Origin of the sequence: Neobacillus sp. NPDC058068, from assembly GCF_042885335.1 — a bacterium.
GTDB lineage: Bacteria > Bacillota > Bacilli > Bacillales > Cytobacillaceae > Neobacillus.
Genome location: NZ_JBHVSI010000018.1, coordinates 1 through 10733, shown reverse-complemented (window position 1 = coordinate 10733; position 10733 = coordinate 1). Strand labels below are relative to the sequence as shown.

The window sequence follows — 10733 nt, the reverse complement described above, 5'->3', positions numbered from 1 at the left end:
TTTACCGCTCTACCTCTTTTTCATCCATTCAGGGCAATGCAACCCTTTTCCTTTTACCGCTTTACCTCTTTTTCGGCAGTTTCGGGCAATGCAACAACCCGCTTCTTTTTACCACAAGAGCTCTTTTGTCTCTTAAGAGGTAATGCAACCTACCCTAAGGAGCTTTTTCCATTCAATTATTTTGAAGCTTCTCCCCGATGGATCACCATTCGTTCTTTCCCCAGTATAAAGATGAACAGGAAGGCCAAGCCTGCGGGGACGAGTGCCCAGGTAAAGGTGTGGACGATTGAACTTGATAAGGCGTCGGTTATTTTCGTTAATATTTGCGGCGGGATTTGGCTTCTTGCTTCTTCCGACAATAAAGCCCGAGAGTCGCCAAAAGATTGCCCCTTCGGCATTGTCCCCATTCCTGAGAATAATTCTTTTAGTTTCCCGTTAAAATTACTTCTCTGAATCGTACCGAAGATGGTAATCCCAATCGTCATTCCCAGCGAACGAATAAAGTTACTCGTAGATGTCGCCGAACCCCTTTGCTCCATGCCAAATGGATGAATGGCGGCCATACTTAAGACTGAAAAAGAAAATCCTACTCCTAGGCCAATAACAATCATGTAAAGCGTTAAGAACAGCCTGCTTGTATCCGGCGTGATGGTGCTTAATAACAAGAATCCAATAATCAAAATCACACCAGATAAAAACATGATGTTCCGGTAGCTCATTTTTGTCGTCAAAAACCCGCCGACCTGTGCCGTTACAACGGAGCCGAGCATCATTGGCAATAAAATCAGCCCCGAATTGGTGGCACTGCCGCCGTATACCCCCTGAACGAAAAACGGAATATAAACCGTTGCGGCCATAAACGCTGCCCCGTAAAACAAGCCAACAATCGTACTTCCGGCAAACAGCTGGTTCTTAAACATCGAAAACGAAATAATCGGGGCCTTCGCTTTTGTCTCAACCAATAAGAAGATGAGAAAAAGAACCGCAAATCCCGCAAATAGACTTAAAATGACCGTAGAATCCCAGTCATACGTCTGTCCGCCAAGTTCAAGGGCAAACATTAAACATACAACGGCACCAACTAAGGTAACCGCACCCCACCAATCAATTGATTGCTTTTGGTGAATCGGTGATTCTTTGTAAGAGAAAACAATAAAAATCAGCGATAAAATCCCCAGCGGCAAATTAATATAGAAAATCCAATGCCAGCTGATATGGTCAGTAATATACGCTCCGAGCAAAGGTCCAAATATACTCGACAGTCCAAAAACAGCCCCGAACAAGCCGCCCATTTTCCCGCGCTTTTCAGGCGGAAATAGGTCAAACATAATCGTAAACGCGATTGGAACAAGCGCGCCGCCGCCGACTCCTTGTATCGCCCGGTAGATACTTAATTGCGTAATCGTTTCTGCTGTACCACACAATATGGAACCTGCCATAAACAAAAGTAATCCAAAAATAAAGAATCGCTTTCTGCCATACATATCCGATAGTTTACCGAAAATCGGCATCCCTGCCATTTCCGCCACCATATAAGCCGAAATCACCCAGACAAATTTTTCGAGCCCGCCCAGGTCACCGACAATCGTCCCCATCGCCGTAACGACTATCGTATTATCCATTGAGGCCATCAAAATCGCCAATAGTAATCCTGCAACAACCAATCCTAACTTACTTTCCTTTGTGACCATCCCATTCTCCTTTAAAGTTGTGTCTTTGTTTTTATTATTGCTGAAGGGTCATGCGTTAACTCATTGGTATACTCGACCAACCCTATTTGGCAGCCGGGGCCAATTTTGACCATTTTGCCGCGAACGGTATCTGCCTTTGTATTTTCAAGGTAGATGTCGTCCCCTTCAATTACTTTAGCAGTAAGGAATCCCGTCTCTTTTCCAAACGAAAGCAGTGAATTCTTCTTCCTTTTCACCGTGATTTTCCCGCCGCCAATTTCCTCAGCACGACTCTCCCCAAATCTTAATGAAACTTTAATCGTTTCGGCGGTTAAAAGTCCTGTGATTTCAAAACCGCCGCTAGAATCGAACGTCTCATATTCCACATCGCCATTAACCGCAATACTCCCTTTAATGGTCGCATCATCTCCACTAAGTCTTTCGCCGACTTCGAGCAATCCGAGAATCTTCATTTTTTTCAAAAGGGCATGGCCGCCAACCTTCATCGTCCCCATGACAAGTGTTTGGTCAGCCTCCATATTCCCTTTAAATTCTGCCTCACCAATAATTTTCACGGAGCCAACAGTAGCATTTTCGACCGCTTCACTTGTTCCGTAAACATGGAAATCGGAACAATCAACATCATTTACAATTGTCCCTTCTCCTCTAATGCTGACTTTATCGTAATGGCCCCCAGGATAGCTTCCCGATCCATTAATAATTAGATTTTCGCTTTTTCCCATTACCTTCTCCTCCTCTTAAACCTTTTTTGACTCACCAACTACGGCATTTCTATCCTGTGAATATTCTTCCGTGTATTCAACTGCGCCAATTTGACAATTAGGTCCAATCTTTACCTGATTGCCGCGGACCACTTTTGCGATCGTATTTTCAAGTTCAATAATGTCCCCTTCAATTAAGTCCGTTTCCAGTTGCGTTTTAAAAAAGGGCTTGAATAACGTGCCGATGAACGACCCTTTATGTTGTTTTACGGTTATCGTCTGTCCGCCAATTTCTTTCGCCTTACATTCTCCGTATATCTCAACATCAACTTGATCAGCATTTAACAGGCCGCCAATCGTAAAGCGATATTTTCCTTTAAAAATTTCAGCTTCACAATCTTCACCCACCGATAAAATCCCATGACAGTTTATTTCCTCACTTTTAACTTTGCCGCCAACAGAGGCTTTGCCTGAAACATAGAGATGTTTCGCATACAGGTTTTTCTCAATTTTTGCTGTTCCTTCCACCGTAACCTGTTGGCTATCGATCGTTCCTTTAAAACTCGCATTTCCACTTATTTTAGCTGTATTTGCTTTCACATCGCCTTTGACCGTACCTGAACCATTGCATTCAAAGTCACTACACTCTAAATCACTGTTAACCGTTCCATGTCCATTCAATGTAACAAGCTGGAATTTCCCGCCATTAGATGCCCCAACCCCATTAATGACCAAATCTCCTCTATTCTTTAATTCCATTGCCATTCTCCTTTATAATAATTTCGACTTAATCTCTTCCATACAAGTCATTAGTGACAGTGACACTACCATTTTCGTTCCCGGTTCAAAATGAACGGCTTCTGCATTAATTAATAATAGGCACGAAGATACCCCAAGCTTTCGGGCAATCACCAATTCACAGCTTTTTTGTTTGATAAGTGGCGCATTATCCTTTAATACTTGTAAGACCATTTTCCCCTCATCCAAATTAATTTCACCCGACTGAAGCAGCTTTTCTAACACATATACTTCAAGAATTCTTGGAAAATGAAATGTAAGACCGCTCTTATCATTCTCTAGGTAAAAATTCATCACTGCAGCAGAAACAATGTTACGTTTGATTAAATCATCCTTTTCCAATTGCAAATCACTAATATTCGGCGAAAACATATCGGCCAGTTCATCTAACGAAAGATTTTCCTTCATCGTTTGGATTTTATCGATTCTATCTAAAATCTTTTCTTTTGGAAAAAAGGTTTCCTGACCGGTAAATGTCGATTTTCGAATAAACCATTCTTCAGGAATCAAATCCTTCCGCTTCCACCGATACAGCTGTCCGTACGAAATCCCTGCTAGATCTAATAAATCCTTCTTAGAAATTAACTCCTCGCTCATGTTGAAAACCCCTTTCTGTTTTATAATGTAACATAACACTGTTACGCATGTAAAGCGGGAAAAATAAAAAAGGGCTTTCCACAAGTTTATGCTCGTGAAAAACCCTTAAACATATTATTCTTCTAGCTCTGCGGTCGGATAGTGCTTTAAAAAGTAAATTAATGATTGCAGCTCTACTGCTAAATCGATATGGTGGACCCGAATGGAAGGAGGAACATTTAACCGTGCTGGCGTAAAATTTAATATCCCTTTCACATCAGCCTTCACAAGTCGATCGGTAATCTGCTGAGCGACCTGCGCGGGAACGGTTAGAATCGCTACCGATATATTTTCATTGGCTAGGACGTTCTCCAATTCATCAAGATGGTAGACCGGTACCTCACGAATCTTCGTTCCCATTTTATTCGGATCGACATCAAAGGCAAATTCTATTTTTGTGTTATTGTTTTTTAAAAAATTATAGTTTAAAAAGGCAGTACCAAGATTACCGACCCCAATTAAGGCCACCTTTGTTAGTTCATCTTGATCTAAGGTTTTGCGGAAGAAGGTTAATAAATAATTGACGTTATAACCGTAGCCCTTTTTGCCTAAGGCACCAAAATAGGAAAAATCCCTGCGAATGGTTGCCGAGTCCACTTTCACTGCTTCGCTCAGTTCTGCTGAAGAAACCCTTTGTTTACCGGAAGAATGAAGGTTTTTTAAAAATCGATAGTAGAGGGGCAGCCGTTTTGCTGTCGCCTGTGGTATTTTCATTGTTTCATTACCCATAATCTCCCACACCCCTTGAATGATTTAGTTAAATTTCATCGGTTCGTTTATAATCCCCGTTTTTACCGCCCGTTTTCTCGACTAAATAGGTCGGTCCGATGACCATCCCTTTGTCCACTGCTTTACACATATCATAAACGGTTAAGGCACAAGCTGCGGCTGCTGTTAACGCTTCCATTTCCACACCTGTGTTCCCTTTTGTTTTGACTGCTGCCGCAATTTGCAGGTGATAGTTCTCTTTCTGATCCGCTTCCCATGAGAAAGAAATGTTCACTCCTGTTAGCGGAATCGGGTGACACATTGGAATCAGATCCCATGTTTTTTTGGCCGCCATAACAGCTGCTACCTGGGCCACAGCTAACACATCGCCCTTTTTCATTTCATTATTGGTTATCTTTTCATAAATCTCTTTACTAACAGTTATGCTGGAATGTGCCAGAGCGGTCCGTGCAGTTTCTGGTTTATCACTTACGTCGACCATTTTCGCTCTGCCTTCCTCATTAAAATGTGTAAAATCTGCCATATAAAAAATCCTCCTCTCAAATCATACACTATTTTTCCTATTATGTGTGTGAAACTTTGAACTAGTTCAAACATTTTTTTCGTTGAAGGAAACCCGCTCTTAAAGCCCTTTATTGCCGACACTCTAGTTATACGGTACACTATTTGTATGTAAGAGGTGAATGAAAATGATTTTACTGCAGGTCAATCAACTACAAAAATATTATGGTGCTGACCTTATTTTATCGAATATTAAGCTAGAATTACAAACGCGAGACCGGGTGGCGCTTGTTGGCCGCAATGGTGCAGGCAAATCGACGCTTTTAAAGATCATTGCCGGACACTTGTCACATGATGGCGGAGATATAATCAAACCAAAAGAAGTAACCATTGGTTATTTAGCGCAAAATACCGGATTAGAATCGAATTTGTCCATTTGGGAAGAAATGTTGACTGTCTTCGAACCGCTTCAATTGATGGAAAAGTCGCTTCGCAGGCTTGAGGAACAGATGGCTGACCCCGGTGTGTTTGAAGACAATGAAAGATATGAACGTGTTCTTAAGGAATATGACCAGCTTCAGGTGAAATTTAAGGAGACTGGCGGCTATCAATACGAAGCAGATATTCGCTCCGTGCTCCATGGGTTAAGTTTCCACGAAAGCGCGCTTGCGATTTCAAGTTTAAGCGGCGGACAGAAAACCCGCCTTGCTTTAGGAAAATTACTATTAACAAAACCTGATATCTTAATTTTGGACGAGCCGACCAATCATCTCGACATCGATACTCTTTCATGGCTTGAGCAATATTTACAGAGTTACGATGGCGCCATTTTAATTGTCTCACATGACCGATATTTTTTAGATAAAGTAGTCACTCAAGTTTACGAAGTATCCCGCAAACAAATTCAAAGGTTTACGGGCAACTATAGTTCTTACCTTGACCAAAAAGCCGCCAATTATGAGCGCGATATGAAGGTTTACGAAAAACAGCAGCAGGAGGTTGCTGATCTTCAGGACTTTATCCAGCGGAACTTAGCACGGGCCTCGACGACTAAACGAGCACAAAGCCGCCGGAAAAAGCTCGAGAAGATGGAAATTATCGACCGTCCATTAGGTGGTGAAAAGTCCGCTACCTTCTCGTTTGAAATCGAGAAACAAAGCGGAAATGATGTTTTGGCAGTGGATTCGCTTGCTGTCGGTTACGGCAATGAAAAAATTTCTGAGGACATCAACTTCCGTGCCTATAAAGGGGAAAGCATTGCCCTTGTCGGACCAAACGGAATCGGCAAATCAACACTGTTAAAAACGATTATCAATCGATTGCCCGCGCTTGCCGGAACGATTCAATATGGAACAAACCTTGCGATTGGGTATTACGACCAGGAACAGGCCGAGTTAACCTCCAATAAGCGCGTGTTGAATGAGCTCTGGGATGATTATCCGCTTAAAAATGAAAAGGAAATCCGGACGGTTCTCGGTAATTTCTTATTTTCCGGCGATGATGTGCTGAAGATAGTTTCTACCTTAAGCGGCGGTGAAAAAGCCCGACTTGCCCTTGCTAAACTGATGCTTGAGAAGGCAAATGTGTTAATTTTGGACGAGCCAACTAACCATTTAGACCTTGATAGCAAAGAAGTGCTGGAGAATGCCTTAATCGATTATCCAGGCACCATTTTGTTTGTCTCACATGATCGCTATTTCATTAACCGGATCGCTACAAAGGTACTGGAACTGAGCGGGAATGGAAGCAGTGAATATCTTGGGGATTATGATTATTATCTAGAAAAAAAACTGGAGCAAAAAGAACTTGAAGCGCTTGCGCTTGAAGATTTAGCAAAAAAGGCAGCCTATTCCGCAACGCACGAGAAAAATAGTTATCAACAGGATAAGGAAAGTAAAAAGCTTGAACGGCAGCGAAAAAGAAAATTAGATGAAATCGAGCTGCGCATCGAAGTGCTTGAGGAACAAATTGGCGATTATGAGCAGCAATTATGTGCACCAGAGATTTTTCAAGACCACGAAAAAGTTTTGGAAATCAACCTAAAAAGTGAAAAAGCGAAGACAGAGCTTGAGCACTTGATGGAGGAATGGGCGGAGTTAGCGGAATAATGGTTGAAACCGGGCGGGATGTCTGGTTTCAACCATTATTTTTTTGGATATATATATGATATCTGCAAATTCTGGTGTGTTATTGACAGATTTTAATTTGAAATTGAAAATGAAAGAAACTATATCAACAAATTTTAAAGGATATCAACAATTTTTAAGAAATCCTTCGCTTTTCCACAACTTTATTCACACTTTAAACAGAATAATTTCAGGAGTTTTATAAGCTTTTCCACATTATCCACAATAAGTTGCGTTTTTATCCACATTGCCCACACAATCCACAGGCTTATCCACATTTATTACTTTTTCTATCTTTTTTTATAAAATCTTATCCACAAAGGACGTAAATAGCGTTACTGATTCGTTTATGCTGCACTCCCCCCCTTTTCGAAAAAAAAACTCTTCTTATTCAGAAGAGTTGGTTAACCATTATAGATTTCAATATCCAGTCCCGGATTTGCATTTAGGGAAAGCCCTGCTCTGATCCCTTTTTCAAACATCACACTTCCGGCAGCGGCAATCATCGCAGCATTATCGGTACACAAGGATAATGGCGGAATCACCAATTCTACCTTGTCATTATCCGCGAATGCCTTTTCTAATGCCGCCCTGAGGCCTTTATTTGCCGCAACACCGCCAGCGACTAATACTTGGTTCACACCATACTTAGCTACGGCTCTTTCCGTCTTCTTAACTAATACCTCAATCACACTTGCTTGAAAGCTGGCGGCAAGGTCCTCAGGTGCTATCACTTCGCCGCGCTGTTCGGCATTGTGGACCGTATTAATGACAGCTGACTTTAAGCCGCTGAAACTAAAATCATAAGAACCTTCCTCTAACCAAGCTCGAGGTAAATCAATTGTCGGGCTTCCCTCCTGTGCCAAACGATCAATATGCGGACCGCCTGGATACGGCATATTCAAGGTCCTTGCCACCTTGTCATACGCCTCTCCTGCTGCATCATCCCTCGTCTCGCCAATCACTTCAAAATGTCCGTGCTCTTTCATATAAACAAGCTCGGTATGCCCTCCTGAGACCACTAGAGCTATAAGAGGAAACTGCAACTCCGTTATCAGCCTGTTCGCATAAATATGCCCGGCAATATGATGAACCGGAACTAGCGGTTTGTTATGAGCAAAGGCTAACGCTTTGGCAGCATTTACCCCTATTAAAAGGGCACCAACCAATCCCGGTCCTTCTGTAACAGCTATAGCATCAAGCTCAGCAAAGGTTAACTTCGCTTGACTCAATGCTTCTTCAATGACGATTGTTATTTGTTCCACATGATGGCGTGAAGCAATTTCAGGGACTACCCCGCCAAAACGTTTATGGCTCTCAATCTGTGATGCCACTACATTAGCCGCAATTTCACGGCCATTTTTTATTATCGCGACTGCCGTTTCATCGCAGCTTGTTTCAATTCCTAATATCCACTGATCATTTTTCATAAATTCACCCACATGACTAACCCATCTTCCTGATTATCCGCATAATAATTTTTCCTAATCCCGCCATTTTGGAAGCCTAGTTTACGATAAAGGGATTGCGCTGTATGATTGGTTACCCTAACTTCGAGTGTCATGGTTCTTGCCCCCTTCACTTTGGCAACAGTCATAAGTTTCATCATTAAGGCTTCCCCAAATTTTCTTCCTCTATATTCGGGCAAAACGGCCACATTCGTTACATGTGCCTCATCAATGACAATCCACGTGCCGCAATAACCGATGATTTTGTTATTTTCCTCTAAAACGATATAGACAGCAAACTTGTTATTGTGCAATTCATTATAAAATGCCTCCCGGCTCCAAGGCATAGTAAACGAGGCATGCTCAACTTCTACTATCTGATCTATATCCTCTTCCCTCATATAACGAAACTCGTAAGAATCTGCCATTTCTCTCTTATCCTATCCATTTGAAATTTTTCCTTTTGCCTCTAGCCACTTTGCTTCCGCTTCAGCTAAACGGATATAATTCGGTACAAAGGAATGTATATCTTCTCCTTGTTTATCACTGCCTAACAATGCAAGTTCCGCCGGTCGCGGATTATGTTCCGTGATACTAGCAAAAGTAGCTTTCAACCCTAGCAGTTCCTCAATCCTTGGCCGGTGGATTTGTAAGTCATTCCCGACAAATAAAATTGGCTTGGTCGATTCAACTAATTTTGCTGCCCAGTCCACTAAAAGTATCAACTGATCCGGCTCTACCATTACAAGCTTTCCATTTTCAAATTGATACAGACCTGTATAAACTTGACCTCTTCTTGCATCAAATAAAGGAGATATATAGCCATCAAAGTATCTTCCCGTTCCTGCAGCTAAAATTTCCAGACTCGATATCCCTACAAGCGGAATATGTAATGTCCAAGCCAATGTTTTGGCAATCGTAACACCTATTCTAACTCCTGTATAGGAGCCGGGACCTTTCGCCACTACAATTTTCGTTAAATCAGCTGGCACCCTCTCACAATCCTTCATAAGGGTCTCAATAGCCGGCATAATTCGAACGGAGTGATTCTTTTTTAAATTCGTTATATACTCGCCTAGAACCTGATTATCTTCTAACAGCGCTACTCCTAAGCAATAGTTAGAAGTATCAATCGCTAATATGGTCATCGAAAAATCTCCTTACATAGGTGCTCATATCTTTCGCCCTTTGGCGTTAACACCATTTTCCTTTTATCTCCTTCTTCGCGATACAAGAAAATAGTCAGCCTCTCAGAAGGAAGCTGCTCTTCAATTAAATGGGCCCATTCCACTACTGTCACTCCATCACCTTCAAAGTATTCATCAAACCCAAGGTCTTCAAATGCATCAGCTACGCGGTATACATCCATATGATACAAGGGCAGCTTCCCTTTATACTCTTTAATGATGGTAAATGTCGGGCTATTAACTGTTTTCTTAATTTCCAATCCTATCGCCAACCCTTTGGTAAAGGTTGTTTTCCCTGCACCTAAGTCCCCCTCAAGTGCAATAACATCACCTGGTTTTAAATATCCAGCTAATTTTGCTGCGAATCGCGAGGTTTCTTCTGAATTCGTTGTATCTAGTTCAAATTGATTCATCCAATCACCTTTACACTTTAACATTTCAATATCTTTATTTTACCCTTATTTAACTGCAAAAAAAACCTTAGGATGTCTCCTAAGGATGCTTATTTCATATGTAGTTTGCAAAAGACATAAAAAAAGACGAAATCTAGTTTCGTACTAATTTTAAATGGCGGTCCGGACGGGACTCGAACCCGCGACCTCCTGCGTGACAGGCAGGCATTCTAACCAACTGAACTACCGGACCATATTGCGGGGGCAGGATTTGAACCTACGACCTTCGGGTTATGAGCCCGACGAGCTACCAGACTGCTCCACCCCGCGACAATAGAAGTTATTAAGTTTGGAGCTTGCTCCATGTGTGCACCAATTTATTATATATCAAAATATATAAACTATATACACATTTTTAAAAATAATACAGCCTGGCAACGTCCTACTCTCACAGGGGCGCCTGCCCCAACTACCATCGGCGCTGAGAAGCTTAACTTCCGTGTTCGGTATGGGAACGGGTGTGA

The 10733-nt window shown here is 42.0% G+C and carries 11 protein-coding genes, 2 tRNA genes and 1 rRNA gene; 1 reads left to right on the top strand and 13 read right to left on the bottom strand.

Annotation, left to right across the window (positions count from 1 at the left end):
- Positions 1–176: 176 nt before the first annotated feature.
- From ACFVSW_RS19930 to moaC, 6 genes are all read right to left on the bottom strand, one after another.
- The gene (locus tag ACFVSW_RS19930; RefSeq protein ID WP_387318356.1) at positions 177–1691 is read right to left on the bottom strand and encodes an MDR family MFS transporter; all 1515 of its coding nucleotides are present in this window, start codon (positions 1689–1691) and stop codon (positions 177–179) included.
- Positions 1692–1702: 11 nt separating this feature from the next.
- On the bottom strand, positions 1703–2413 hold the full coding sequence (locus tag ACFVSW_RS19925) for a cytoplasmic protein (protein WP_387318355.1): 711 nt from the start codon (positions 2411–2413) through the stop codon (positions 1703–1705).
- Between the two features lie 15 nt (positions 2414–2428).
- Positions 2429–3151 (bottom strand): polymer-forming cytoskeletal protein, encoded by a 723-nt coding sequence (locus ACFVSW_RS19920; protein WP_387318354.1) that lies wholly within the window; start codon positions 3149–3151, stop codon positions 2429–2431.
- A 12-nt stretch (positions 3152–3163) separates the two neighbouring features.
- Positions 3164–3787 (bottom strand): YhbD family protein, encoded by a 624-nt coding sequence (locus tag ACFVSW_RS19915; protein WP_387318353.1) that lies wholly within the window; start codon positions 3785–3787, stop codon positions 3164–3166.
- 114 nt (positions 3788–3901) lie between these two features.
- The gene (locus tag ACFVSW_RS19910) at positions 3902–4555 is read right to left on the bottom strand and encodes a redox-sensing transcriptional repressor Rex (RefSeq protein WP_387318352.1); all 654 of its coding nucleotides are present in this window, start codon (positions 4553–4555) and stop codon (positions 3902–3904) included.
- Between the two features lie 28 nt (positions 4556–4583).
- Positions 4584–5078, bottom strand: a complete 495-nt coding sequence (moaC, locus tag ACFVSW_RS19905; RefSeq protein ID WP_387318351.1) for a cyclic pyranopterin monophosphate synthase MoaC — start codon at positions 5076–5078, stop codon at positions 4584–4586.
- 166 nt (positions 5079–5244) lie between these two features.
- Here moaC and ACFVSW_RS19900 point away from each other — a divergent pair, with 166 nt between their 5' ends.
- On the top strand, positions 5245–7164 hold the full coding sequence (locus ACFVSW_RS19900) for an ABC-F family ATP-binding cassette domain-containing protein (RefSeq protein ID WP_387318350.1): 1920 nt from the start codon (positions 5245–5247) through the stop codon (positions 7162–7164).
- A gap of 422 nt (positions 7165–7586) precedes the next feature.
- Here the strand turns inward: ACFVSW_RS19900 and tsaD are convergent, their stop codons facing one another.
- The 7 genes from tsaD to rrf form a co-directional block, all read right to left on the bottom strand.
- A complete protein-coding gene (gene tsaD / locus ACFVSW_RS19895) occupies positions 7587–8612 on the bottom strand; it encodes a tRNA (adenosine(37)-N6)-threonylcarbamoyltransferase complex transferase subunit TsaD (protein WP_387318349.1) in 1026 nt (341 codons plus the stop codon).
- Positions 8609–9058 carry a ribosomal protein S18-alanine N-acetyltransferase gene (gene rimI / locus ACFVSW_RS19890; protein WP_387318348.1) on the bottom strand — a complete coding sequence of 150 codons (450 nt, stop codon included), beginning with the start codon at positions 9056–9058 and terminating at the stop codon, positions 8609–8611. The genes tsaD and rimI overlap by 4 nt, the downstream gene beginning before the upstream one ends.
- A gap of 12 nt (positions 9059–9070) precedes the next feature.
- Entirely contained in the window at positions 9071–9778 is a 708-nt protein-coding gene (gene tsaB / locus ACFVSW_RS19885) for a tRNA (adenosine(37)-N6)-threonylcarbamoyltransferase complex dimerization subunit type 1 TsaB (RefSeq protein ID WP_387318347.1), read from the bottom strand.
- Positions 9775–10230 (bottom strand): tRNA (adenosine(37)-N6)-threonylcarbamoyltransferase complex ATPase subunit type 1 TsaE, encoded by a 456-nt coding sequence (gene tsaE, locus ACFVSW_RS19880; RefSeq protein WP_387318346.1) that lies wholly within the window; start codon positions 10228–10230, stop codon positions 9775–9777. The genes tsaB and tsaE overlap by 4 nt, the downstream gene beginning before the upstream one ends.
- 155 nt (positions 10231–10385) lie before the next feature.
- Positions 10386–10462: transfer RNA gene (locus tag ACFVSW_RS19875), tRNA-Asp, on the bottom strand.
- Between the two features lie 3 nt (positions 10463–10465).
- A tRNA-Met gene (locus ACFVSW_RS19870) sits at positions 10466–10539 on the bottom strand.
- A 99-nt stretch (positions 10540–10638) separates the two neighbouring features.
- A 5S ribosomal RNA gene (rrf, locus tag ACFVSW_RS19865) occupies positions 10639–10733 on the bottom strand; the annotation flags it as partial.